Annotated in this window: 23 protein-coding genes; 16 read left to right on the plus strand and 7 right to left on the minus strand. The window is 48.2% G+C overall.

Features of this window, described 5'->3' with window-relative positions; translation table 11 throughout:
* Positions 1–93: 93 nt before the first annotated feature.
* A complete protein-coding gene (locus ACZ5QV_RS10480) occupies positions 94–534 on the minus strand; it encodes a PepSY domain-containing protein (RefSeq protein WP_464599768.1) in 441 nt (146 codons plus the stop codon).
* A 259-nt stretch (positions 535–793) separates the two neighbouring features.
* On the opposite strand from ACZ5QV_RS10480, the gene ACZ5QV_RS10485 reads away from it, so the two are divergent.
* The 7 genes from ACZ5QV_RS10485 to ACZ5QV_RS10515 all read left to right on the plus strand — a co-directional run bounded on the left by ACZ5QV_RS10485 (position 794) and on the right by ACZ5QV_RS10515 (position 6,258).
* Complete coding sequence (locus ACZ5QV_RS10485; RefSeq protein WP_464599769.1) at positions 794–1,471, plus strand: class I SAM-dependent methyltransferase; 678 nt, start codon at positions 794–796, stop codon at positions 1,469–1,471.
* Positions 1,472–1,604: 133 nt separating this feature from the next.
* Positions 1,605–1,874, plus strand: coding sequence for a heavy-metal-associated domain-containing protein (locus tag ACZ5QV_RS10490; protein WP_464599770.1), 270 nt, complete (start codon positions 1,605–1,607; stop codon positions 1,872–1,874).
* A gap of 36 nt (positions 1,875–1,910) precedes the next feature.
* Positions 1,911–2,093 (plus strand): heavy-metal-associated domain-containing protein, encoded by a 183-nt coding sequence (locus ACZ5QV_RS10495; protein WP_464599771.1) that lies wholly within the window; start codon positions 1,911–1,913, stop codon positions 2,091–2,093.
* 205 nt (positions 2,094–2,298) lie between these two features.
* Positions 2,299–2,502, plus strand: coding sequence for a heavy-metal-associated domain-containing protein (locus ACZ5QV_RS10500; protein WP_464599772.1), 204 nt, complete (start codon positions 2,299–2,301; stop codon positions 2,500–2,502).
* A gap of 94 nt (positions 2,503–2,596) precedes the next feature.
* Positions 2,597–5,389 (plus strand): heavy metal translocating P-type ATPase, encoded by a 2,793-nt coding sequence (locus tag ACZ5QV_RS10505; protein ID WP_464599773.1) that lies wholly within the window; start codon positions 2,597–2,599, stop codon positions 5,387–5,389.
* A 156-nt stretch (positions 5,390–5,545) separates the two neighbouring features.
* Complete coding sequence (locus ACZ5QV_RS10510) at positions 5,546–5,818, plus strand: hypothetical protein (RefSeq protein ID WP_464599774.1); 273 nt, start codon at positions 5,546–5,548, stop codon at positions 5,816–5,818.
* Between the two features lie 113 nt (positions 5,819–5,931).
* Positions 5,932–6,258, plus strand: a complete 327-nt coding sequence (locus ACZ5QV_RS10515; RefSeq protein ID WP_464599775.1) for a phasin family protein — start codon at positions 5,932–5,934, stop codon at positions 6,256–6,258.
* 12 nt (positions 6,259–6,270) lie between these two features.
* Here ACZ5QV_RS10515 and ACZ5QV_RS10520 read toward each other — a convergent pair whose 3' ends face one another.
* Both ACZ5QV_RS10520 and ACZ5QV_RS10525 read right to left on the minus strand, forming a co-directional pair.
* Entirely contained in the window at positions 6,271–6,555 is a 285-nt protein-coding gene (locus tag ACZ5QV_RS10520; protein WP_464599776.1) for a hypothetical protein, read from the minus strand.
* Positions 6,555–7,829, minus strand: coding sequence for a chromosome segregation ATPase (locus ACZ5QV_RS10525; protein WP_464599777.1), 1,275 nt, complete (start codon positions 7,827–7,829; stop codon positions 6,555–6,557). Before ACZ5QV_RS10525 ends, ACZ5QV_RS10520 begins: the two co-directional genes overlap by 1 nt.
* A gap of 268 nt (positions 7,830–8,097) precedes the next feature.
* Here ACZ5QV_RS10525 and ACZ5QV_RS10530 point away from each other — a divergent pair, with 268 nt between their 5' ends.
* From ACZ5QV_RS10530 to ACZ5QV_RS10545, 4 genes are all read left to right on the plus strand, one after another.
* Positions 8,098–9,135 carry a helix-turn-helix transcriptional regulator gene (locus tag ACZ5QV_RS10530; RefSeq protein WP_464599778.1) on the plus strand — a complete coding sequence of 346 codons (1,038 nt, stop codon included), beginning with the start codon at positions 8,098–8,100 and terminating at the stop codon, positions 9,133–9,135.
* Positions 9,136–9,472: 337 nt separating this feature from the next.
* Complete coding sequence (locus ACZ5QV_RS10535; protein ID WP_464599779.1) at positions 9,473–9,964, plus strand: amino acid-binding protein; 492 nt, start codon at positions 9,473–9,475, stop codon at positions 9,962–9,964.
* Between the two features lie 3 nt (positions 9,965–9,967).
* On the plus strand, positions 9,968–10,990 hold the full coding sequence (locus ACZ5QV_RS10540; protein ID WP_464599780.1) for a homoserine dehydrogenase: 1,023 nt from the start codon (positions 9,968–9,970) through the stop codon (positions 10,988–10,990).
* A 92-nt stretch (positions 10,991–11,082) separates the two neighbouring features.
* Entirely contained in the window at positions 11,083–12,789 is a 1,707-nt protein-coding gene (locus ACZ5QV_RS10545) for an ATP-dependent DNA ligase (protein ID WP_464599781.1), read from the plus strand.
* 3 nt (positions 12,790–12,792) lie between these two features.
* Here the strand turns inward: ACZ5QV_RS10545 and engB are convergent, their stop codons facing one another.
* From engB to tnpC, 4 genes are all read right to left on the minus strand, one after another.
* The gene (engB, locus tag ACZ5QV_RS10550; protein ID WP_464599782.1) at positions 12,793–13,419 is read right to left on the minus strand and encodes a GTP-binding protein EngB; all 627 of its coding nucleotides are present in this window, start codon (positions 13,417–13,419) and stop codon (positions 12,793–12,795) included.
* Between the two features lie 5 nt (positions 13,420–13,424).
* Positions 13,425–14,507, minus strand: a complete 1,083-nt coding sequence (locus ACZ5QV_RS10555) for a DHHA1 domain-containing protein (protein WP_464599783.1) — start codon at positions 14,505–14,507, stop codon at positions 13,425–13,427.
* Between the two features lie 202 nt (positions 14,508–14,709).
* A complete protein-coding gene (locus ACZ5QV_RS10560) occupies positions 14,710–16,332 on the minus strand; it encodes a BatD family protein (RefSeq protein WP_464599784.1) in 1,623 nt (540 codons plus the stop codon).
* Positions 16,333–16,403: 71 nt separating this feature from the next.
* The gene (gene tnpC, locus ACZ5QV_RS10565) at positions 16,404–17,966 is read right to left on the minus strand and encodes an IS66 family transposase (RefSeq protein WP_464599444.1); all 1,563 of its coding nucleotides are present in this window, start codon (positions 17,964–17,966) and stop codon (positions 16,404–16,406) included.
* 663 nt (positions 17,967–18,629) lie between these two features.
* On the opposite strand from tnpC, the gene coaBC reads away from it, so the two are divergent.
* The 5 genes from coaBC to ACZ5QV_RS10590 all read left to right on the plus strand — a co-directional run bounded on the left by coaBC (position 18,630) and on the right by ACZ5QV_RS10590 (position 23,519).
* Positions 18,630–19,847, plus strand: coding sequence for a bifunctional phosphopantothenoylcysteine decarboxylase/phosphopantothenate--cysteine ligase CoaBC (gene coaBC, locus ACZ5QV_RS10570; RefSeq protein WP_464602086.1), 1,218 nt, complete (start codon positions 18,630–18,632; stop codon positions 19,845–19,847).
* Positions 19,848–19,929: 82 nt separating this feature from the next.
* The gene (locus tag ACZ5QV_RS10575; RefSeq protein ID WP_464599785.1) at positions 19,930–20,835 is read left to right on the plus strand and encodes a pantoate kinase; all 906 of its coding nucleotides are present in this window, start codon (positions 19,930–19,932) and stop codon (positions 20,833–20,835) included.
* A gap of 151 nt (positions 20,836–20,986) precedes the next feature.
* Positions 20,987–21,934: a prohibitin family protein gene (locus tag ACZ5QV_RS10580; protein WP_464599786.1), complete on the plus strand. Its 948-nt coding sequence runs from the start codon at positions 20,987–20,989 to the stop codon at positions 21,932–21,934.
* Between the two features lie 140 nt (positions 21,935–22,074).
* On the plus strand, positions 22,075–22,836 hold the full coding sequence (locus ACZ5QV_RS10585) for a 4-phosphopantoate--beta-alanine ligase (protein ID WP_464599787.1): 762 nt from the start codon (positions 22,075–22,077) through the stop codon (positions 22,834–22,836).
* 29 nt (positions 22,837–22,865) lie between these two features.
* A complete protein-coding gene (locus ACZ5QV_RS10590) occupies positions 22,866–23,519 on the plus strand; it encodes an HD domain-containing protein (RefSeq protein ID WP_464599788.1) in 654 nt (217 codons plus the stop codon).
* Positions 23,520–23,727: the final 208 nt, after the last annotated feature.

Consider the following 23,727-nt stretch of genomic DNA (forward strand, 5'->3'; position numbering starts at 1 on the left):
TTTTTGATAACCGGGATCGGTTTCAGTTAAGTCAGGATTTTGGAGGGTGGGGGAGAAGGAGAATATGCTTATTATCTCCTCCATCCAGCCCGTTCAGGCAAGTCTGCCGTCGCAAGAGCCTCTCTGGCCTCCGACCCTGGCTCCTCTCTGGTTGCCTGTCGGTGTGATGTCTTCGGTAACCTCGCCTGTGATAGCGTCTATACGGCCATGTTTAAGGGTCTCGTCTTCAGTATAATAAACGACCCAGCACATGCCTCTCTGGTAGATGTCTTCTGCGGTTACATCATTGCCAAAGTTTTCCTTTGCGATTTCCAGGGCCTGGGCCTCGGTTTCAACCGTCAGTTCGGGAAACTCCCCGGTTTCATAGTAGGGGCAGTCTTCCTGGTTTCCATTCCCTGTGCCGGGGCCTGCCTGGTTTCCTGCCCATTGGGAGCACTGGTTGTATTGAGCGTTATTAGCAGCTGCGGATGCGATTCCGGCAATTCCTCCTGCAAGGAGAAAACCGATAAGGAGCATAACTATGGATTTTTTCATTTTTTACACCTCTATGTTGGCTTACCGATGAATGGAATCCGGATATTCATGAAACCATTCTCCGGTATATGTAGTCAATATGTTACATATGTACATCTAACATATAAGGATTTCTCCGGAATGAATGTTGCGGTTTTTTTCGCTACCTTCCTGAAAAGGAAAGGGGATTGTATAAAAAATATATATATGTAAATACTCAATAATAAATGTTAAATTTGTAATTACGAGTCACGCAGAAATAAGAATGGGAGAGGAATTTATGAATCAGAAAAATTCAGACAGGCCGGAAGGCGAAGTTTTGGACAGGCAGCAGCCTCACTGGGAAAACGTGTTTTCAAATAGTAAGGCCCGTTTTGGAGACGAATCGAGTTATCCGGCCCGGAAGGCAGCCGAGCTTTTCAAAAAAGAGGGTGTCAAAAAAATCCTTGAACTCGGAGGAGGCCAGGGGAGAGACAGTTGTTTTTTCGCGGGGCAGGGCTTTGAGGTAACTGTAATCGATTACACGGAAAACGGGGTCCTGACAATAAGGGAAAAAGCCGAATCTCTCGGGTTTTCGGAATCCGTTACGGTCCTTCGGCACGATGTCCGAAATCCTCTACCTTTTGAGGTCGAAAGTTTTGATGCCTGTTATTCTCACATGCTCTACTGCATGGCCCTGACTACAGAAGAACTCAAAGCTCTCTGTGCTGAGGTCAGGGGGGTCCTGAAACCCGGAGGCATAAACCTCTACACGGCCCGGAACACCACCGATGCCCACTACAAAACCGGCATCCACAGGGGAGAGGACATGTACGAGATCAAAGGTGGGTTTATTGTGCACTTCTTCAGCAGGGAAAAGGTGGAAAAGCTGGCCGCAGGATTTGAAAGTTTCGGGTTTGAGGAGTTTGAGGAAGGGGAACTGCCAAGGAAACTGTATCTGGTGAACATGAGAAAATAAGCAGAGGAAGGGTTCCCTCCCTCTGGAGTTATTCCAGTTTTCCTTTACATTCAATATTCATTTTTTCAGAACTTCTCTCATTTTACAATTTCAGCGTCCGGATAAAAATATTTATACACGAATGAACAAAATAATGAATGCCAGTAAATTAGAGAAAGGGGGTTTTCTTATTATTACTAAAGATACTATCAGAGTTGAGGGTATGTCCGGTGACCACTGCGTGATGATGGTCGGGAGAGCCATTGCCTCGGTGAAAGGGGTGCTGGATGTGGACGTAAGCCTTGGAAATAAAGAGGCAACGGTGGAATACGACAGGAATAAAACAGACCTGGAAGAAATCATGGCAGCGGTCAGGGAGGCAGGTTACAGGCCTCTCGGGAAAGTTGAAAAGCCATCGAGTTGAAGATCCGGAGGGATAAGCATTAGGCATACAGTAAAAGTGGAAGGCATGTCCTGCGGGCACTGCGTCATGGCGGTTAAAAAAGCTATTGAGGCTCTGGATGGGGTCAGGAGTGCGGAAGTAGACCTTGGGAATAAGGAGGCAGTGGTGGAATATGAAGGAGAGAAAACAGGCCTGGTAAAAATCAAGGCTGCTGTGAGGGAAGCAGGGTATAAGGCTTGATTTTTATCCTGGACAGGAAGAAAATAGAAGAAAGGAAGGACGGCAGAGAATATCTTCTCTTGCATTCTTTTTTTCTTTTTCTGGTCGCCAATTCCGAATTATTATATAGAAATAAGGCAGAATTTCATCTATAATTTATGACATTCCAGATAATGGTGTTCCAGGGGGTGGAAACATCAGGGAAACTACACTGGTTGTTGACGATATGGTATGCAGGTACTGCAAAGATATGGTTACAAGTCTTGTTAATTCCATTGACGGGGTTTCAAAGGTGAGGGTTGACGTGCCCGAGCACAGGGTTAACGTGCTCTATGACAGCAGGAAAACCGATGCCTATGTCATTAAGATGACCCTGCTTGAGGCGGGTTACAGGCTCGAAATTTCAGGCTCTAATACTAACCGGTTCTAAGTTAAAAGCTCGAATAGTCAACTACCCGCCATTAAAATAGGGAAATCCTGCTGAAGGGTCTTGACTGTTTTAAAAAAGAAAAACAGGAGTTTTCATGGAAACTGTGATTTCCGTCTATGGCATGACCTGTTCCCACTGCAAGAAATGGATAGCTGATGCCATCTCCGTCCTTGAGGGGGTTGAAAAAGTAATTGTAAGTCTCGAAGCCGAAAGTGCTACGGTTAGCTTTGATCCGGAAAAAATAAGCCTGGATCAAATAAAGGAAGCTGTGCGAAAGGCCGGGTATGAGACTGAAAAAAAGGAAGAATCCTCAAAAAAAGTGCTCGAAAAAGTGCCTGAAGAGGAAAAGCCGGGCGAAGGGAAAGAAGCAGTTGAAAAAGAAATTACCCTGCGGGTTTCGGGGATGAGCTGTGCCGCCTGTGCGGCAAACATCGAGCGGGTCCTTAAAAAGCAGGACGGAATCGAGACTGCGGCCGTGAACCTTCAGCTTGAAAAAGCCCGTGTCCGTTTCGAGCCCTCAAAGATTTCCACTGACGAAATCGAAGCCGCCATAGAGTCCATAGGGTACGGAGTGGAAAAGGACAGCGTGGGCCTGCAACTCCGGGGCATGACCTGTACCGCCTGTGCCGCAAATATCGAGCGTGTCCTGCAGAGGACCGAGGGGGTGGTCTCAGCTTCCGTAAATTTTCCGCTTGAAAAGGCGTTTGTGGAATACGACTCTTCCAGGGTCTCGGCCAGGGATATGATTTCCGCAATAGAAGGCATTGGATACGGGGCTTCGGTGGAGGTCGGGACTCCGGAGGCCGGAGACCGGGAAAGAGAGTTCCGGGAAGCCGAGGTCCGCAGGCAAAAGCTCAACCTGCTTACGGCCCTGGCGCTGGGGGCTCCCATCTTTTTCGGGAATATGAGGATGATGCTTCCCTTCTTTTCCTTCGTGCCTGCCTTTCTCTCAAATCCTTACCTCCTTTTCGTGCTTGCAAGTCTGGTCCTCCTCTTTCCAGGCAGGCAGTTTTTCACAGGGACCTACAGGGGTTTCAAACACGGCGTAACCGACATGAACCTCCTGATCGCCGCGGGCACGGGGGCCGCATATCTGATAAGTGCGGCCGCAACCTTCCTCGACCTCGGGCCTGGCTACAACAGCACCTACTACGATACGGTCTCTTTCCTGATCATCTTCATAACCCTCGGCCGCTACCTTGAGGCAAGAGCGAGAGGCCGGACCTCGGAAGCCATCCGAAAATTAATCGGGCTCCAGGCAAAGACCTCAAGGGTCCTGGTGGCCGGAGAGGAGCGGGAGGTTCCGATAGAAGAGGTTGCCGTGGGAGACATCGTGGTCGTCCGACCGGGAGAAAAGATCCCCGTGGACGGGGAAATCCTGGAAGGTAGCTCGGCCGTGGACGAGTCTATGCTTACGGGGGAGAGCATCCCCACGGAAAAGGGGCCTGGAGATTCGGTTATAGGGGCTACCCTGAACAAAACAGGCTCTTTCCACTTCCGGGCGGCCAGAGTGGGGGCCGATACCGCCCTTGCCCAGATCATCAAACTTGTGGAAAACGCCCAGACCGCAAAGCCCCCTATACAGAGGGTGGCCGACGTCTTTGCGGGCAATTTCATTGTGGCCGTGCACATAATCGCCCTGCTCGCTTTCTTCTTCTGGTTTTTCGTCGGCTACTGGCGCTACGGGGTCGGGGAGTCCGAGGCTCTCCGGGGGATCAGTCCTTTCCTTTTTTCCCTGCTCATAGCAATCACCGTGCTTGTGATCTCCTGCCCCTGTGCCGTGGGCCTGGCAACTCCTGCCGCCGTCATGGTGGGGACTGGCAAGGGCGCGGAAAATGGGATTCTGATCAAAGGAGGAGATGCCCTTGAAATGGCTCATAAACTGGACGCCATCGTCTTTGACAAGACCGGGACCCTGACCGAAGGGACACCGCAACTTACCGATGTGGTGGCAGTTCCCGGGAAATCTGAAGGTCGGGTTCTGGCTGCGGCAGCAGCTGTTGAGAAAGGCTCCGAGCACCCTCTTGGAGAAGCTATTGTAAGGGGAGCCGAAGCTCGGGGAATCAGTTTCGGAGCTGCTAAAGATTTCCGTTCGATCCCCGGAAAGGGGGTGGAAGCCTATCTTGAATGGGAAAGAGGGGTGAAAGGAGAAGGAGAAACAGAAGGGATAAGCGAAAGGGTCCTGCTCGGCACCCGTAAGCTCATGCAGGAAAACGGGATTTCTTATGAGGCTCTGGAAGCTGAAATGAGGGTCTTTGAGGAAAACGGGAAAACCGCGATGCTTGTGGCTATTGACTCTGAAGCCGTGGGTCTGGTAGCCGTTGCCGATACCCTGCGGAAGAGCTCAAAAAATGCTGTTGAGACTCTCCGGAAAATGGGTCTCGAGACGGTCATGATCACGGGAGACAACGCCGTGACCGCAAAGGCCATTGCGGCCGAGGTGGGGATTTCGAGGGTGTTTTCCGAAGTCCTGCCCGAAGGAAAAGCCGGGGAAATAAAGAAGCTCCAGGCGGAAGGAAAGCGCGTGGGAATGGTCGGAGACGGGATTAATGACGCTCCGGCCCTGATCCAGTCCGACGTGGGAATTGCCATGGGGGCGGGGACCGACATAGCCATGGAGTCCGCAAAAATAGTGCTCATAAAAAACGACCCTATGGACGTTGTTGCGGCCCTTCGTTTAAGCCGGCTTACCATTCGCAAGATCAAACAGAACCTGCTCTGGGCCTTCGGGTACAATTCCCTGGGGATTCCGCTTGCTGCGGGCATCCTTTATCCCTTCGTGGAAAGGGTGCTTATCACCCCGGAACTTGCTGCGGCCTTTATGGCCCTGAGTTCGGTCTCCGTAACGACTAACTCCTTGCTTATGAAAAGAAGCAGAATTAAATAAGTTCAGGGGATATATTAAATAAGTTCTATTCTTTTGAATAAGAAAAGTCTTTCTTAAAGGCCCATTTTTTTCCGAGGGGACATATACAATATTTTGGCAATTAACTGAAGAGCTATTCATTAAATCAAAAGAGCCCTTGCTTGATAGGTAACAATTATGGTACAGATAGGCCCCAGAGATAAGAGAACAAGGATCGTGCTCCTTGCAAGTTTTGCCACCTCATTCGTGCTTATAAACATCTTCATGTTAGGAGCGCTCTTTACAAACATGGTCCGGGACACACAGGCCTACACCCTGGTGGATATGGCGGCAGGGGTTGTTTTTGTTTTTGTTATAAGTATGATCATCTCCATGTCCCTCTGGCCCAGGATAATGGATAAGCTGGAAGCAAAGGAAATGGGGAAAGAAAAGCTTGGGAAAGAGGCCTGAAAATCAAAGGCCTGAATCTCATATTTGTAAAGAGTACTTTAAAGTGCTGTATTGCTGGCAGTAATTGCTGGACTTGATTGTTAATTGGCTGTAGATTCTGAGAGGGAGGTAATATGAAAAAATCATTCAGGAAGCTGGGGCTCATAGGCGCAGGCCTCTGGGCAATGACCGAAGAGAAGATCGATGAAATGGTAAAGGACCTGGTTGAAAAAGGGGATATCAACAGGGAGGAAGGCAAGAAGCTTGTTATGGATATGCTTGATGAAAGCAAAAAACAGAAGCTTGACCTTGAAAAGAAAATCTCCGAGAAGCTTCAGGACGCCATTTCAAAAGCCGATGTTTTAAACCGAAAGGACGTTCGGGAACTCGAAGACAGGATAAATACCCTGGAAGAAGAAGTCCGGAAAATGAAAAATAAAGAAAAGATGTTTTTCAAATGAAAAACATTTTTTTTATATGTTTTCAATTATTATCTCTTCCTCAAGGCTCATGTCTTCAAGCAGGGCCTCAAGTTCTATCATATCCGATTCAAGTTCCAGGAGTTCGGGGTCCTGGAGGGCATATTCGGAATCTGTAAGAGTTTCAGAAAAAATATCATCAGTTTCTTCTCCCACGTCCTTCATATGTGTTTCCGGGGTGATTTCCTCGATTTCGGAAGCCTCATTCTCCACGCAGCCGGAGCCTATAAGCCATACCATCAAAGCTGACAGAACAAGTAAATGACTGAATTTTATCATCAAATCCCTCCTCCTGTCCCGGCAGTGCTGTTAACAGTGCTGTTGTCCGTGCTGTTATCCGTGCTGTTATCCGTGCTGTTATCCGTGCTGTTATCCGTGCTGTTATCCGTGCTGTTATCCGTGCTGTCTTCCGTGCTGTCTTCCGTGCTGTTGTCCGTGCTGTCTTCCGTGCTGTTATCTGTGCTATCGGACTCTTCTTCATTTGTGGTGCTGTCTTCCATATCCTCGGAGTCGTCAGAGTCGTCTAAGTCTCCGCTTTCTTTAAGTTCAACAAATATTTCTTTCAGGAGCTGGTTTGCCTCGTTAACATCAGCAAGAGCCTCCTTGAGAAGGGCGTTTGCCTCTGTCAGTTCCTCTTCCGTGGGGTTGTCTTTCTGGTAGATCTCGTCCGCACTTCCCTGCTTTTCTTTTGCCTCTTCTATCAGGCTGGCGTATTCGGTAAGTTTTGCGTCAAGTTCCGCGGCTTTGTCTTTGTCTTCAAGTTCCCCGATTTCTGATTCAAGGTGTTCGGAGAGGGTTCCGGACCTTTCCAAGACCTCAGCCATCTTTTCGCTTACGGTCTGGCCTGCCCCGTACATTGTGGTCTTTTTAGCTTCGTTCCAGGTCCCACGCACGGACTTTACAGCAAGCAGGAAATCTTCCTGGCTTTCGGCATTTTCAATGTTTTCCTTTTCTTCTTCAAGCAGGGCTATTTTCTCCTCGATTGCGACAATTCTTTGCTCCACCCCTGCCCCGTTTGAGTTTTCCAGGTTGCTCTTTACGTTTTCGAGGTGGGCTATCATATAAGCAATACTTGAATTGAGGTATTCCCCGGTAGCATTCAGAGCTTCGGGGTCATTTGCGTTAATTTCTCCTGTTCGGACCTGGGCCCTTATTCCCAGAAAACTCTGCTTTGAGTTCTGGTATACTTCTTTCTGGGCCCGGAGGGTTTCCCTTGTCTGTTTTCTTTCTTCCCTGTACTGGGTTACCCTTTCCCGGATTTCGGATGCGTTATGGTCTTTCTGGTTTATCCTGTCCATATCTCGGACCGGGGCTTTTTCAGACCTTTTATTGTTTCCTGAATCCGCATTGTTTCCTGAATCTGCATTGTTTCCTGAATCCGCACTGTTTCCTGAATCCGCATTGTTTCCTGAATCCGCACTGTTTGCCTGTTTTCCGTTTCCCTGTCCGTTGGAACCGGACGCTGCCAGGGCCCCTGTGGAAAAAATACTGAATATTATCAGTATGATGGCCAGGGACGCCATGCATTTAATAGTCGTGTTGTATTTACTCATAATCTTAATTACCTCCCGTTTCAATTATTTGGTCAGTTCTTTTGTCAATTTTTTTCCAGTTGACTTTTCCTACTTTCTTCTAATTCTCTATTGAGGTTGGGAAAATATAAGCATTCTTTCGGGGAAAACTTGATAAAAAACAAAAAATGATTTTTAAAACTTGATAATGGCTTTATTTCAGTTTTCAAGCTTTATAATCCCTTTAAATTGTGTGGTTTCATGAAGTGACGGTAAATGTTTTAAGGAAACAGGCTCTTTTATACAGCGCGTGATTTTTAAAAAGAGATTTGAAAGTATTCTGGCAGCAGGCTTCACTCTTTTTATACTCTTCCTCTTAAGCACTGGAGGGGCTTCGGCCGCCACAGTGCATGGGACCGTGTACGAATGGGACAGTTTCGAGCCGCTTGAAAACGTATTGATCGAAGTTAATTCCACTCCCGCGCAGTACTATGTTGCAGCGGATGCCACCTATGCTTTTAACCTTTCTTCAGGCAATTACCTGATCACGGCCCGCTATTTTGAAGGAGATTCATTGAAATATACCGCCAGGGAATCCGTCATAATTTCGGAGGACGGAGACTACGTGCTTGATATTCTTCTTTTCCCTGACTACGAGGAACTCCTGGAACAGGCCAGCCTTGACGACTTTGGCAAGGCTTTTGAAGAAGAAATTGTGGCAGAAAATAGCTCCGGAAACTCTGTTTATTCTCCTCTGCTCCCTTTGCTCCCTCTGCTCCCTGTCCTTCTTCTTTTTTCTGTCCTCCTATTTTTGGGGGGGTATTTCCTGAAAAAAGGGAAGGGGAACGAAAAAGTAACATTAAAGGAACCCATAAATTCGGTCGAAGTTCCTGGTAAAATCAAAAAGGAGGTCAGCTCTCCGGAAGAAACTTCCGGAAAAGGAGGACCGGAAATCCCTGGAAAAGTTGAAGAAAGCGGGGCTGTTCTAAAAGAAGCTCCGAAAATTGCTTCCGAAGGCCCTGTTTCTGAAGAACCTGTTTCTGAAGAACCTGTCCTGAAAGCCCCGGAAGCCCATCTACCGGAGGATCTGCGGGAGCTGATGGGCTTTATCCGGGCAAACGGCAACCGCATAACCCAGACAGAACTCCGTAAGAAGTCCCCCTACTCCGAATCAAAGGTAAGCCTTATGCTTTCGGACCTTGAGGAACGGGGGCTCGTTGAAAAATTCAAAAAGGGAAGAGGCAATGTTATCCGGATTCCGGACAGGTATATTTGGCCGCCGGAAGAAAAGCCCGGGAAAACGGAAGTTCTGGAAGGTAGAAATACTCTGGAAAGCAGAAAAACTTGAGAATTTGCGTAAAAATGGTCTATCCGGGGCAGAAATCCGGAAAAGAAGTGACTAAACAAAGGGATATGCAGTCAGGCTTGCAGCCAGAAATTCCGGAAATAGCAAATTATATAAGTAAAATCTGCAACTACACAGAAACGAGAGCTGAACGAATCCAAATATTTTTAAGAAATGCATCAAATAATATCTTAAATTTTTGAAAAATATAATTTCCAGTTATCCCATTTACAAACCTTCCTTTATTTTTTCACTCTAATTAAACTCTTACACTTTAATTGAAATTGTTAAATTTTACACTCTGATTGAAATTTCACTGAGGGACGATATGCGAGTTTCCATGGATCTTGAATTAAAAGACGTACCGGGACAGATGCTCCTGGCCTTACAACCCCTTTCGGAGTGCAGGGCTAACCTGATAACGGTGGTTCACCACCACCAGAAACGGACCCCCAGAAACACCATGCCTGTGCAGCTTGTACTCGAAACAAAACATGAAAACCTTAAACTCCTTAAAGCAAAGCTTGAGGAAAACGGGATCAGGGTCGTAAGAGTCGGAGAGCACCGCTTCAGGGAAAGTATTAGCGTGGTCCTGATAGGACACGTTATCCACACCGGAATTCAGGATACCATTAGCAGGATCGACAAGACCGGCTTTGCGGAGGTCGTGGACCTCTCCCTTTCAATGCCGGGAATTGAAATGCCCTCTTCAGCCCTCATAAAAGTAGATGCTGTGGGAAAAGAGGAGATGAAGCAGGCGCTTGCTATCCTCAAGGACGTTTCAGCGAAAAAGGACCTGCTCATGGTTCTGCCGATAGGCATCCAGGCCTGAAAAATGATATATAAGGAGAATTTTGGTATGAAAACAATACGTGCTTCCATAATCGGTTTCGGAGCTATCGGACAGGGTGTCGCTAAAGTGCTCCTTTTGAAAAAAGAATATTTAGAGGGCCTGGAGCTTGATGTCCGGGTAGTCGCGGTAGTGGACTCAAGAGGCGCAACCGTCAATCCTGACGGGGTGGACCTGGCAGACTGTCTTGCCCGCAAACGAGAGACCGGGACCGTTGCCCTGGAAAAAATAAGCGGGCTTGAGCTCATCAAAAGCCTGGACCATGAACTTGTAATCGAGACCACCCCCACAAACATCGAGACCGGGGGTGCCGGACTCCCGAACATGATGGCGGCCTTTGAAACCGGAAAGGATGTGGTAACCTCAAACAAGGGCCCCCTTACCCTGAAGTACCGGGAACTTCATGAGGCCGCAAAGGCTGCCGGCTCGAAGTTCAGGTTCGAGGCGACGGTTGGAGGGTCCATGCCTGTCATAAACCTTGTTAACGAAGTCCTCGCGGGAAACGAGGTCAGGGGTATAAAAGGGATACTGAACGGGACCTGTAACTATATCCTGAGCCGGATGCTTGAGGAAAAGGCAAGTTATACGGATATCCTGGCAGAATCCATGGAACTCGGAATTGCGGAGACCGACCCCAGCTATGATGTTGAGGGTATAGATACCGCCTGTAAACTCGTAATCCTTGCAAATGCCATTTTTGGGCTGGATGCTACATATAAAGACGTTGAAGTCACGGGTATCACGAAAATCACCCCCGACGCCCTGGAAATGGCCCGGGAAAACGGTTATGTGGTAAAACTTATCGGAGAAGTTAGCAGAGAATGGCTTCAAGTGGCCCCGAGGCTTGTGCCCATTAACCACCCCCTGGCCGTGGGCGGGACTCTCAATGTGGCTTCTATTGACACCGAACTTGCGGGAGAAATCACGGTCACCGGAAAAGGGGCCGGGCCCATCGAGACCGCGAGTGCCGTTCTCAGTGACCTTATCTCTATTTATAGGGAATGCTAAATGCCGGACAAGGCGGGCCTTTCCGGCCGGTGGAATTGCAGGCGAATAAAAAATTAGATATAAATAAACTACCTATTCAAAAACTGAAGACCATGACAAGCTTCAACGAATTTGCGGAAACCTGCAAGGCAATTGAAAAGATCTCGGGCACTATTGAGACTACCCGGAGGGTTGCCGAACTGCTCCGGAAGGTGGATGTCGGGGAACTGCCCGTGACAACCCATTTCATCATGAGCGAGGTTTTTCCCGCCTGGAGCGGGAAACAGCTGGGGATCGGGACAAGCCTCCTTTACATGGCGCTTTCTAAAGCTTCAGGGGCTTCGTTAAAGGGCATTGAGGTCCTGGTCCGGACAACCGGGGATATCGGGGAGACCGCGCTCCTTATTTTAAAGGAAAAGCGGAAAAACCAGGCTACGTTTTCCAGTTTTTTCGAAGAAGAACCGGAACTCTCCATAAGCGAAGTCTACGAGCGCTTCAGGACAGCTTCCGGGGTTTCAGGTAAAGGTTCGCAGAACGTGAAGATCAAGAACCTCCAGTACCTTTTCAACTCCTCAAGCCCGAGGGAAGCCAAGTACATCGCAAGGCTTGCCCTTGAGGAACTGCGCGTGGGCGTGGGTGAGGGAGTTGTCAGAGACGCCATCGCAAAGGCCTTTGACGTGAAGGTGGAGGTCGTGGAACATGCCTATATGGTCACAAACGACCTTGGGATAGTGGCCGCGGCCGCAAAGGAAGGGGGGACCGAAGCCCTTGAGAAGCTTGGAATCGAAATCAATCGCCCTATTAAGTTGATGCTCTCCCAGATCAGTCCGGACGTGGACGCCGAGATCCGGGGTATGAAAGAGGCCGCAATCGAATGGAAGTTTGACGGGGCCAGGGTGCAGGTCCACAAGGACGGGGACTCGGTCACGCTTTTTTCAAGGAAACTCGAAAACGTTACAAATTCCCTCCCTGACCTGGTGGACATCGTTCGGAAACATGTGAAGGCCGAATCCGCAATCCTGGACGGAGAAGCCGTCGCAGTGAACGAAAAGGGAAAACCCAGGGCCTTTCAGGAAATCCTCAAACGCTTCCGGCGCAAGCACGGCGTGGAAGAAAAGGTGGTCAGTATTCCCATCCAGCTCAACCTTTTTGATATAATGTATTTAAACGGCAGGACGCTCATTGACCTCCCCCTCCTGGAGCGGCGAAAGGCCCTTCTATCCTGCGTCGAAAATTCGGTGGAAAACTCCCGTTCAATTGCCGTGGACGAACAGGTAATTACCGGGGACCCGGAGCTTGTGGAAAAGATCTATCAGGAAGCCCTGGAGGCCGGGCACGAAGGCATCATGGTCAAAAACCCGAAATCCCTCTACTCCCCCGGAAAACGCGGGAAAAACTGGCTTAAGAAAAAGCCTCTCATGGAGACCCTCGACCTGGTGGTCGTGGGGGCCGAATGGGGGTTCGGGAGGCGGACAAACTTTCTTGGCTCTTACTCCGTGGCCTGCTATGAACCTGAAACCTCCCGGTTTATGGGAATCGGCAAGGTAGGCACGGGCATTAATGACGAGCAATTAAAGGAACTTACGGATATGGTCCTCGAGCTCATGGGCGAGGAAGAGGTCGGTGGGGTCTTTACCGTAAGGCCGGAGATTGTCTTCGAAATCGCCTTCGAAGAAATCCAGAAAAGCTCGAACTATGATTCCGGCTATTCTCTCCGCTTCCCCCGTTTCATCGGCCTCAGGCTTGACAAGTCCCCCGAGGAAGCCGACTCCGTTCAGCGGGTCGAGAGGGTTTACTCTCAGCAGCGGAAGAGGCTTTGATGGTCAAAAATACTTGAAAAGATCGTCGCGTTTCAGTTCGTGCAGCCTGTCCTTGAGCAGGTTTTTGAGGGGTTTTAACTCTCCTTTTTTGGCGCTGATGGGGGCAATAAGATGTTTCCAGTCCTGCCAGGGAGGCGCAAGCCCCAGTTTTTCCGAGATTCCGTCAAGAACCGGGTCCCACTCTTTTTCTTTCACTTTATCCATTTTGTTTATCGCGAGCAGGGTATCGATCCCCACATCCCTCAGGAAATCGAACATCTCTATGTCGATGGGGAGCTGGCCCCGCGCGTCCCAGCGGTCGGTAATTTCCTCAAAGGAAGGCCCTTCTATGACGAGGACTCCGGTCTTGATCCGGTCGGCGTTGCTTTCGATATAGTGCACGACCTGGTCCTTTACTATGTCCTGCTTCCTGTCCTTGACTCCGCTCATGAAGCCGAAACCCGGAAGGTCGGTAATAATCATGTCCGAGCAGTGGTAATGAAAAGGTCGAAGGGTTACACCCGGGCGTTTTCCTATCCTGACATCTGCTCCGAAAAGTTCCTTCATAATGGAAGATTTGCCCACATTGGAGCGGCCCACAAAAAGGATCTCTAATGATACTCCTTCTTCAACGTATTTGCTGACTTTCATGCGTTTTACCTCTCGTTTTCATACTGTTTTTTCCGCGGTATTTCCTGTTGTTTTTTCCGCGGTATTTCCTGTTGTTTTTCCCGTGGCATTTCCTGTTGTTTTTCCTGTGGTATTTCCTGTTGCTTTCCGATCTCCTTATCGAAAGCATGTAGAAAACGTTCCAGCGAATTTTCCGGGATCCTGGCTCCCGCTGCGAGGGGGTGCCCTCCTCCGCTTCCTCCTAATTTGGGGGCAATGACCCTCAGGGCCAGGTTTACGTCAACAGGCCCGTGGGAACGGATGCTGAGGTCGTAGACTTTCTTTTTTTCCCTGTGCTCGGCGGCGATTCCTACATCCTTTCCGCCGTAGGAGGCGGCATAGATCGCTGCCTTTGAGATGGAATTACTTGTATTTACAACATACGCGCTGTGGGTGAGAACTGTCACATTTTTCCTGACAAGGAACCTGAGTTTTTCCTCGTCCTGGGCGGCGTCCCGGGCAAGGTCGAGGAGGCCTGGAATTTCTGAAGGGATGATGTCTCTGGAGAGGGGACCGAGGAGTGTTCGCTTGAACTCATAGTTTCTCCCGGCCCGGAGGACCGCCTGGATCAGACCCCCTGCCTGGAAGTACAGGCCCCTTTTGTCCCAGTTCAGAAGCCAGTTTTTTATATGGGGGGTGCCGTCACAAAAGTCTCCTATGGCCCCGTAGGTGGCAACCCTCTTCAGGTCTTGACTCAGAAGGGATTCAAATACCCTGTAAGTAAGTTCGGAGGCACAGACACGGGTATCGTGGTAAAGCCAGTCAACGGCCGGACACCACGAGGGCAGGGGGTGGTGGTCGATGTAGTAAAGCCTGCATTTGCCTGCGAGCGTTTCGAGCCTGGAGTAAAGTTTCTTGCAGTTCCTCTCATCAATTGCGAGATCGCATATGATGAGGGTCTCGAAATTATCGGCATAATCCAGTTTTTCAAGCAGGTTTACAGGGCTCGTGAAGTAAACATAGGAATCCGGAAATGCGCTTTTAGCAATCGCTCCTGCGCAGATCCCGTCTGAATCTCCATGAGTCAGGATAAGGGTTTTTATGTCGGGTTTTTTTTTGTGAGATTTCATATGATAATTATATACGCTCTCTGGAAAAAATGCATTTTGCTAAATTTTAAGTGAAATCCGGCAGAGGGTGAACAATAATATGAGATTTTTTGGAGATGTAGGGGGGGCCCGGGACCTGGTAACAGGGGGACGCTTTTTCTCTCCGTATAAAACGTTTTTAAAAAATGGGTGGAAAGAAGGCTATTTCACCCTCCTTGCAGGCTCAGCGCAGTTCCTTTCTCCGGAGCCCGACCACTCCGAAGATGGCCAGCCCCGCAAGGATAAGGCCGAAACCAGGAGTATCTTCTTCAACAGGCTGGGCTGTCCCTACATTGCCCGAGGATGCAGAAGCTACGGTTCTGGCCTGTGAGCTCTTTTCCTGTTCGGACCCCGTCACTCCTCCAGGACCTGAATCGCCGGGGTTTGCGTCCACTTCGATGGGGATTCCAACATATACCGGAAGCGGGCCTTCAGAGTAAACCTCTGCCCTGTAGTCCTCAAGGTCCAGGAAGCTTGCTTTTGCAGGGGGCAACTGGACTTTTCCTTTGCTGTGCATCTGCAGCATGTAAGTTACTTTCTTTGATTCTCCTTCTTTAAGGACCTCTCTGAACCCCGTTTCTCCGCTGATAAACTTTGCTTCCGAAGGGACGGTATCGGATACGGTTACACTTGCATCAACGTTTCCTGTGTTCTTCGCAATAAGTGTGACCGTCAGTTTTTCTCCTACTTCGAGCTGCTGATGGTCAACGGTTTTCGTAAGCTCGATATAGGGGCCGTATATGATGTTCTCCTCGGTGTTGGTCGATTCTATCTCTTCATATTGTCCATTCGGAAGCGTGAAGGCCGCAATGGTTTCAGGTAAGGTATATTTCCCTGGCTTTTTGGGCATGAAGGTGTACTTGAAGACATTGGAGGCGGTTTCTCCTGCTTTCAGGGAAAGCGTCTTCTCCAGTTCAACATCTTCTTCAAGTTCCATTTTATCATTTAGAGAGTCTGTGAGCTTAATCCCGTTAATAGGGCAGATGCCGTCGTTTCGGATATTGACTGTTACGTAAACAATTTCTCCCATATGCCTTTCTTCAGTAGCGCTTTTTGAAACGATGATATCCCATTTTTTCTTAATTTCAACGGTTTCGGACTCGTTCCATTCAAACTCTTTTTCCTTGATGTCCTGGCCCGTTACGCTTACATTAATGTAGTAATCGGTATCTTCCCAGGGTTCAGGTATTCCCATAAGGAGATTAATCGTTTCAACAGTTTCTTCTTTTTCGATGGAATAGTAAGAACGTTTCAGTTTGCCGTCCAAAAGTTCAAGCCCGCCCGTGTCAATGAGCACTTCCAGATCTGCCGCTTTCGCTTTTCCTATGTTTTTAAGAGTAATCGTTGCATTAATGTCCCTGTTAGCAAGGGTTTTCGGGTCATAGCTCTCCTTGCCGGTATTGATTGTTATTTCAATATCCGGTTGTCCCCTCAGGAATACATTTATCTGTATAGTGGGATTCCATTCACCGGTTTTGAACCCTTCTTCGATGGTCACATAGTTCGGTTTGACTTCAACAGCATGGATTTTTATCTCGTCATTGTAAATCAGGTCAATACCGTTTGAGAGGGGGCCTCTCTCCAGTTCTTCTCCATCTTTTGAAATTGAAACAAAGGCCAGTTTCTCTTCGTTAAAATCTTCTGCTTTTATCACGTATCCGTCTAATTCTACGGATCCTCCCCAATCAAGTACTTTACCTTCCAATTTTTGGTCCCATTCAATCACCTCTTCCGCAAGGGAAGGCATACAGGAACTTAAAAGAAAGAAAATTGTGAGCAATATGAGGACTACTATTTTTTTAGCCATAATTGACCCTTCCTGAATTTAATGCTGGTATATGGATATATATTGGATAATTTTAATAATTACGTATCTATTCAGGGTAAGGGTGGCACATTTTCAATCGCCGCATGAAGTGAACTTATAGTAGGTATATTATTCTTTATTAGTGTAGATATGTATCCCCTAATTCTAAAGAAAACATCTGCTCCATGGGGTTTCCTAAAATCTCCCGATATTTTTTGCTGAACTGTTATCATTCTGAGATCTCTTTCTGCTTGGTTGTTACTGAAAGGAACTCTTAGATCCGTAGCAAACCTCAAGATTTCTTTTTCATACTTTGAAAGTCTATCAAGGAGATTTTTTGCATCGCTCTGCGCTTTTCTTCCTCTTTTAACCCCATTGTCTTTCGAGATTTCAGGTGGAGGATTGTCCTCAAATCCTTTCATTAGTATTGACTGATACTTTTCTTTAAAGGTCTTGAGCGTATCTTCATCTATTTGTATGCCCTGTTTTCTGGCAAAGTCTGCGCATTTTTTAATTTCATATAGGAGATCAGACATCTCCTCAGCCCACACTTGCTTGAATATGTTATAAATGTCTTTAAGTTCTCTTTGAATGTGGACATTACATGCCGCATGTTCACATTTGTATTTAAAATAGGGTTTCCAGAAATCGTGGACTATAATTCCTCTATATTTAGGCAACACTCCCATTTTATTCATTGCTTTTGATCCTCGACTCCTATTATGGAAATAGTATGTATATTTTTTTGTAGAGATTAAATGGCAGTATTCCCCTTGACCACCAACGTCGATTCCAGTTTCATCACCATGGATGACATTTTCTTTTATCAGTTGCTTCTTGATGTGGTTTGTAGCACCTTTCAACTTGTGAAATAACTTATTTTCTGCCCTAATTATTGTACCAACGCTTATATCAAATCCAAAGGCATCTTTAAATAATTTCTTGATTCGGTCATAGGGAATCAATTGGTAGTTTCGGAGGTAAATTGCAATTGTTAAAACCATATTGCCATATTGGACAGGTTTTGTAATTGATTTCGGAAAAGCAGCTTTGTTTTTGCGGTTACAATAAGGACATTTTTTGATCTCAGCACGATGTTCGGTCACTTTACGCCTTACAATTATTTCAAATTCTTGTCTCTTCTCGTAATTTATAACTTCAATCTTCTCAATGTTACAACCACAATGTTCACATTTATGTAGCTTATAAATGATTGTTTTATCAGGATTTTTAATCATCCTTAATGTAGAACCAGGATGCCCTTTTTGGCCGCCAGGACGTCTAAAACTTCCTTTTTGTGAACCTTTTGATTGAGGTATTTTATCAGTAGAATTGTTAGTAGAGGGAAGTCGATTTCTTTTTTGGTTTTGGTTATTCTTTTTTAGGCGAGATTCTAACTCATTAAGTCTTTCTCGAAGTTCGGTGTTTTCGGATTCAAGATTTTCATATCGAGATTCAAGCTCTTCGTGTCGAGATCCAAGATCTTCATACCGAGATTCAAGCTCTTCGTGTCGAGATCCAAGATCTTCATACCGAGATCCAAGATCTTCATACCGAGACTCAAGATCCTCAATATATGAAACAATGGATTCAGGGTCTGAACGGCATTGAGTAAGAATCTCTTCACATTTCATAAACCTCATTCCAAAATCCGATGATTTTTATATTAATCTATATGAAAAAAGTAATTGTTGAGTTTATACGAAATATAAGTTAGAAACAGAGGTAGCTGAATAGATACATAATTACTTCTTATAATTACTTCTTATAATTACTTCTTATAATTACTTCTAATAATTACTTCTTAGATATCATTACATATTTGGGAACACATCTTTTAAAACAATTTCTATCAAATTATTTTATATTTTATACTGTTCAAAGCAGAAAATTGCTGGATTGCAGGGGCCCAGGGAGGGGCAGGAACTTCAGTATAGAAGGCATCCGGGAATTAAGGTATTAACAATCGGGTAAAAAAGTTATTCCGTAATCCGGGCCTTATAATCCTTTCTGGGGGAAAAATAGGCTTTAAAAGGTATGTTTTCGTGGGCTATTTTCCCGATCCGTATTTCGAAAGTTTTAAGAACCTAATACATTATGTCTTTGTACCCTTGCAGGGTTTCAAAAAACTGGTTGATTCTTGAAAAGTTGATGCTTTCCCAGCCTGTTTATTTTTCATTTAGAACGTGATACTTATGAGTTTACCGTTGAAAGACTGCCGGGCCCGACCTGCCCGAGAATGCCGATTTGATAGTGACAGTTCCGCTACTGGACGTTCCGGTAGTGATAATTCCAATATACGGACCCATCCGACCCTCTGGATTCAGGGGCAAAGAAGCGCTTCCCTCGCCGGAAAGACCGTCGTGCTCGGGGTAACGGGGAGCATTGCTGCGGTCCGGGTCATTGAACTTGCCCGGGAATTGATCCGGAACGGGGCCGAAGTCCATGCGGTCATGAGCGAAGCCGCACAGCGAATTATCCACCCTGATGCCCTCCATTATGCCACAGGGCACCCCGCGATCACGGGCCTTGGGGGGCGGGTCGAGCATGTGGAATTTTGCGGGCTCAAGGGTTGCGCTGACCTTCTTTTAATTGCCCCGGCTACCGCAAATACCATCGGTAAAATCGCAACCGGTATTGACGACACCCCGATAACTTCCTTTGCGACAACGGCGCTTGGCTCAGATGTCCCGCTCCTGATCGTCCCTGCCATGCACGAGTCCATGTACCGGCACCCTGCAGTTGTGGAGAATATCCTGAAACTAAAAGGCTGGGGTATAGGCTTTGTCGGGCCGAAACTTGAAGAGGGGGTTGCAAAGATTGCCTCAAACGCAGACATCGTCCTCGAGGTCGAGAGGGCGCTTGGAAATCGGGAACTGGCAGGCAAAAAGATCATAATCACAAGTGGCTCAACGGCTGAAAGTCTTGATCCCATCCGGGTCCTGACAAATCGGGCCTCGGGAAAAACCGGCAACGAACTGGCTCTTGAAGCCTACCGCCGGGGGGCCGGGGTCACCCTGGTGCACAGGCAGAGGCTCGGCGCGCCGGGCATCCGGGATGTCTTTGTAGAAAGTGCGGGGGAAATGACGGACGCGGTCCTGGAAGAGCTTGAAAGCGGGTATGACGCCCTTATAAGTGCGGCTGCTATTGCGGACTTCACTTTTGACCCTTCTCCTGAAAAGATCAAGTCGGGGGGAGAGCTTGAACTCAAACTCAAACCCACCCGAAAACTGATTAAAGAATGCCGGACTAAATATCCGGCCCTTACAATAGTCGGCTTCAAGGCCGAGACCGGAAAAGAAGAGTTACTAAAGAGGGCGGCAGCTACCCTGAAAGGGTCAAAACTCGACATGATCGCTGCAAACGATGTTAGCGAAGGCGGCATGGGCACCGAGGACAACGAGCTTTACCTGCTCCGGCGGGAAGAAAGTGAGGCGCTCTGCATAAAAGGTAGCAAAAGGGAACTTGCGGCCCTGGTCCTTGAAGAACTTGCAAAGCTCTTTTCGGTTAAATAATAAAATTCCAAATCATCATTTTTATATAATATATCACCTTGAATTTTCCTAGTATCAGGTTCTTTACAAAAAGGCGTTTTCTATGGATGGATATAATGCGGATGCGGCTGATGTTTCGGCTAAGGCTTACGCCCCGGGACACATAACGGGTTTTTTTGAAATTCATGCCGAGGGAAGTGACCCTCGCAGGAAAGGTTCTACAGGCTGCGGGCTTGTCCTGAACAGCGGAGTGACCACGGAGGTCCGAGTAGGGCCACTTGTAGAGAAAACTGAAATTTTCCTGAACGGGAAAAGGGTAAAAGGCAAAACCACCCGGACCGTGCTCGAGGCGATAACGGCCCTGCCTGTCAGGGTTGAGAGCTGGTCGGAAATCCCGGTTGGCTGCGGTTTCGGGGCTTCCGGGGCGGGAGCTCTGGGGGTTGGCTATGCTTTGAACCAGGCTTTATCCCTAAACTTCACGGCGGATGCCCTGACGGAATATGCCCATGTGGCCGAGGTGCTTAACCGGAGCGGGCTTGGGGATGTCGCCGCCCAGTCCAGCGGGGGGCTTGTGATAAGGCTTAAACCAGGGAGTCCGGAATTCGGCAAAATCGACAGGATCCCTGTCCCGGAGGCAAGGGTATTTTGCATCGCGCTCGGGGAAATCTCCACGGGCTCGGTCCTGAGCGACCCCACTGCGGCCCGGGCAATAAACGCTGCCGGAAAAATTGCAATCTCCCAGCTTCTTGAAAAACCCACACTTGAAAACTTCATGCACCAGGCAAAAAAGTTCGCCCGGGAGACAGAGCTTTTGAGCGAAAGGGCAGGAGACATTATAGAAGCTGTGGATGCTGTCGGAGGGCTCGCGTCCCAGGCCATGCTCGGGGATACGGTCTTTGCAATTTCCTCTTCTGGTGCAGAGTTCCGGCTCTATGAGGCCCTTCAGGAGTTTGGAGATGTCCTGGAATACGGGATAAGTACTTGTATTCCGAAGTTGATGTATGCTTAACTCCGGGGGTTTTTTGCTTTCTTTCCGTTTTCTTTCCGTTGCCTTTCCGCCTCCTCTTCGGGATTCTATTCATCCTGTCCAGGGGCCCCCACCGATTTAGAATATAAATCTATTTCAAAGAGCATGACGTTTCTTTTATGAAGGTATCACCATGGTTATCGATGATGAAGAATGGGATGAAAGGTCAAGAGGGCCTAATATTGACCCACTAAGTAAACTATCTTCCTTGGCGGGCCCGCTGCTCCGGACGATAGCGATTATTTTTGCGATTCTTATAATGTTCTCCGTGGCTTTCGGCTCGATTTTCGTATCGGTTGGCGCCGGGGAAGTCGGGGTAAAGTTCAATCAGTTTGGAGGAGTGCAGGCTGACGAGCTTGGGGAAGGGCTCCACATTGTCCCGCCCTGGATCTCGGTTACGAAGTATTCCGTGCAGAGCCAAGTCTATACCATGAGTGCCAAGGCTGATGAAGGAGTGACCATCGGAGACGACCGGATATATACCCTTACAAAGGAAGGGCTTACCCTGGGCCTGGACATCTCGGTCCGTAACCGGCTCATTCCTTCGGAAGCAAGTGAAGTGCACCAGAAACTCGGGATCGACTATTCCGAAAAGATCCTCCGCCCGACCATCAAGTCCGTGATCAGACAAGTGGTTTCCGGACACACGGCAATGGAAGTCTACGGGCCGGAAAGGGCAATTGTCGCGGCCGAGATGCAGAACCAGCTTGAGGCCCAGCTCAATGAAGATGGGATCATTGTGGAAGAGGTCCTGCTCCGGAATGTGGAACTTCCTGCGAAAGTTGCGGATGCAATCGAGCTGAAACTCCAGGCCGACCAGGAAGCCCAGAGGATGGTCTTTGTCAAGCAGAAGGAAGAACTCGAGGCCGAGAGGAAAATTATCGAAGCCGGCGGGACTGCCAACTCCACAATTATACGGGCCCGTGGAGAAGCTGAGTCCCTGCGTATCCTTAATGAAGAAATCCAGAAGAACCCGGACCTTATCCGCTACAAGTACATACAGATGCTCGGGGACCAGGAAATCCAGACCATGATCGTCCCAAGTGATCAGGGGATCATCCTTGACGCCAGCAGCACATAATGAATTGTTGTATGAGATAAAACGAGTCAATCCCCTCTCCCTAAAACCTTTGCCTAACGGTTCAGGTTTTTAAGGAAGGGGTCTTCTGCTGGAGATAAAAGTAAAACTAAAAAATTACAGGAAAAAAGGAAGCGAACGATATGACAGAAATTCCTCCTGACCATCCCAGGTATGAATCCCTCCTTGCCCGGGAAAAGGTCGTTGATGGTGTAAAAAAGGGATTTACCAGTTTGCAGGGCCTGATTTCTCAGGGCCGGGGCGAGAGTTTTGACTATCTCATAGGGGAGCGGAGCCCTGAATCCGCTCTTTATGCAGAAAGGGCGGCTGTTGCGGCCATCCTGCTTGCCGAAAACCCTGTTATTTCCGTAAACGGAAATGCCGTGGCCCTTGCACCTGAAAGGCTTGTAGCCCTTGCGGACCTGACCGGGGCAAAGCTCGAGGTGAATCTTTTCCACAGGACCGAGCAGAGGGTCCACCTTATCATAGACCAGCTCAAAGCCCACGGGGCCGGTGAGGTGCTCGGGAAAAACCCTGATAAGGAACTGGATCTCCCCCACGCCCGGAGGCTGGTTGAGAGTAAAGGGATCTACAGCGCGGATGTTGTGCTCGTGCCTCTTGAGGACGGGGACCGTTGCGAAAAGCTTGTTGAGATGGGGAAGACCGTGATTTCGATTGACCTCAACCCCCTCTCGCGGACCTCTCGGATGGCCACCATTTCCATTGTGGATAACCTGAACAGGGCCCTTGAGAACATGGCGGAGTTTTCCGGAGAAATGAAGCATGACAGGAAGGACGATCTTATGAAGGTGATTTCTTCCTATGACAACAGGAAGGTCCTCGCATCCGCCCTGTCTGAAATCCAGGAACATCTCAAGAACCTGAGCGCCGAGATGGGCTATTGAGTTTGTAAGCCTAAATGAGGAGGCCTGAAATGGAGCTTATAGAAAAAACAAGGACTTTCGTGGCCTCCGTGCTTGCGGACGAGCCGAGTTCTCACGACATGGCCCATATCGAAAGGGTCGAGGCTCTTTGCCTGGAACTGCAAAAGGAGGAAGGTGGGGACTCTCTCGTCCTCCGCCTCGCAGCCCTCCTCCACGATGTGGGGGTCATCCGGGAGCACGAGGAAGGCGGAGACCACGCTCTTTACAGTGCCGAAATCGCTTCCGAATTTTTGGCCCGTGAGGGGCTTTCCCGGGATCTTATTGAAAGGGTTTTGTACTGTATCAGAGCCCACCGTTTCAGCGGGGGACATGTCCCGGAATCTATCGAAGCCCGGATTCTTCAGGACGCGGACAGGCTTGATGCTCTCGGTGCCATCGGGATTTTCCGGGCTGTGCTCTCAATGGGGGCGCTCCGGATGCTCAAGCATACGAACGGGATTGACAAGGGTGAGTCCAAAAAAACCGTGTACATGGCTGACCCCGTGGACGGGTTCAATGAATATATGCAGTACAAACCCTTCAGGATTCCCGGAAAACTGAATACCGGGGCCGCAAAAAAGATTGCTGAGGAAAGGCTGGAAGTCATGCGCTCTTTTCAGGAAGCCCTGAACAGAGAATTCGGCCGTGGTATGGATAGTGAATAAGTAAAAAACTGCCTGGCCCTTATCGGCCTTTCCGGCTTTTTCATCCTTCTTTTTCGGTTTTCCTTTTCATCCTTCTTTCGACTTTTCCTTTCAAATCTTCTTGCTTATTTTTAACCTCTTATCCCAACCTTTTTTAAAGCCTTAAATCCTTTTAGCCTCATCCCGTATACTCAAACTTTTAAATTCCAGTCAGGCAAAGACCAGCTAA

It is taken from the genome of Methanosarcina baltica, assembly GCF_055394095.1.

What these genes read in the sequence shown, in the direction of transcription:
- ACZ5QV_RS10480 (WP_464599768.1), bottom strand. Translation starts at nt 534, where the DNA reads ATGAAAAAATCCATAGTTATGCTCCTTATCGGTTTTCTCCTTGCAGGA.
- ACZ5QV_RS10485 (WP_464599769.1), top strand. Translation starts at nt 794, where the DNA reads ATGAATCAGAAAAATTCAGACAGGCCGGAAGGCGAAGTTTTGGACAGG.
- ACZ5QV_RS10490 (WP_464599770.1), top strand. Translation starts at nt 1,605, where the DNA reads ATGAATGCCAGTAAATTAGAGAAAGGGGGTTTTCTTATTATTACTAAA.
- ACZ5QV_RS10500 (WP_464599772.1), top strand. Translation starts at nt 2,299, where the DNA reads ATGGTATGCAGGTACTGCAAAGATATGGTTACAAGTCTTGTTAATTCC.
- ACZ5QV_RS10505 (WP_464599773.1), top strand. Translation starts at nt 2,597, where the DNA reads ATGGAAACTGTGATTTCCGTCTATGGCATGACCTGTTCCCACTGCAAG.
- ACZ5QV_RS10510 (WP_464599774.1), top strand. Translation starts at nt 5,546, where the DNA reads ATGGTACAGATAGGCCCCAGAGATAAGAGAACAAGGATCGTGCTCCTT.
- ACZ5QV_RS10515 (WP_464599775.1), top strand. Translation starts at nt 5,932, where the DNA reads ATGAAAAAATCATTCAGGAAGCTGGGGCTCATAGGCGCAGGCCTCTGG.
- ACZ5QV_RS10520 (WP_464599776.1), bottom strand. Translation starts at nt 6,555, where the DNA reads ATGATAAAATTCAGTCATTTACTTGTTCTGTCAGCTTTGATGGTATGG.
- ACZ5QV_RS10525 (WP_464599777.1), bottom strand. Translation starts at nt 7,829, where the DNA reads ATGAGTAAATACAACACGACTATTAAATGCATGGCGTCCCTGGCCATC.
- ACZ5QV_RS10535 (WP_464599779.1), top strand. Translation starts at nt 9,473, where the DNA reads ATGGATCTTGAATTAAAAGACGTACCGGGACAGATGCTCCTGGCCTTA.
- ACZ5QV_RS10540 (WP_464599780.1), top strand. Translation starts at nt 9,968, where the DNA reads ATGATATATAAGGAGAATTTTGGTATGAAAACAATACGTGCTTCCATA.
- ACZ5QV_RS10545 (WP_464599781.1), top strand. Translation starts at nt 11,083, where the DNA reads ATGACAAGCTTCAACGAATTTGCGGAAACCTGCAAGGCAATTGAAAAG.
- engB (WP_464599782.1), bottom strand. Translation starts at nt 13,419, where the DNA reads ATGAAAGTCAGCAAATACGTTGAAGAAGGAGTATCATTAGAGATCCTT.
- ACZ5QV_RS10555 (WP_464599783.1), bottom strand. Translation starts at nt 14,507, where the DNA reads ATGAAATCTCACAAAAAAAAACCCGACATAAAAACCCTTATCCTGACT.
- ACZ5QV_RS10560 (WP_464599784.1), bottom strand. Translation starts at nt 16,332, where the DNA reads ATGGCTAAAAAAATAGTAGTCCTCATATTGCTCACAATTTTCTTTCTT.
- tnpC (WP_464599444.1), bottom strand. Translation starts at nt 17,966, where the DNA reads ATGAAATGTGAAGAGATTCTTACTCAATGCCGTTCAGACCCTGAATCC.
- ACZ5QV_RS10575 (WP_464599785.1), top strand. Translation starts at nt 19,930, where the DNA reads ATGGATGGATATAATGCGGATGCGGCTGATGTTTCGGCTAAGGCTTAC.
- ACZ5QV_RS10580 (WP_464599786.1), top strand. Translation starts at nt 20,987, where the DNA reads ATGGTTATCGATGATGAAGAATGGGATGAAAGGTCAAGAGGGCCTAAT.
- ACZ5QV_RS10585 (WP_464599787.1), top strand. Translation starts at nt 22,075, where the DNA reads ATGACAGAAATTCCTCCTGACCATCCCAGGTATGAATCCCTCCTTGCC.
- ACZ5QV_RS10590 (WP_464599788.1), top strand. Translation starts at nt 22,866, where the DNA reads ATGGAGCTTATAGAAAAAACAAGGACTTTCGTGGCCTCCGTGCTTGCG.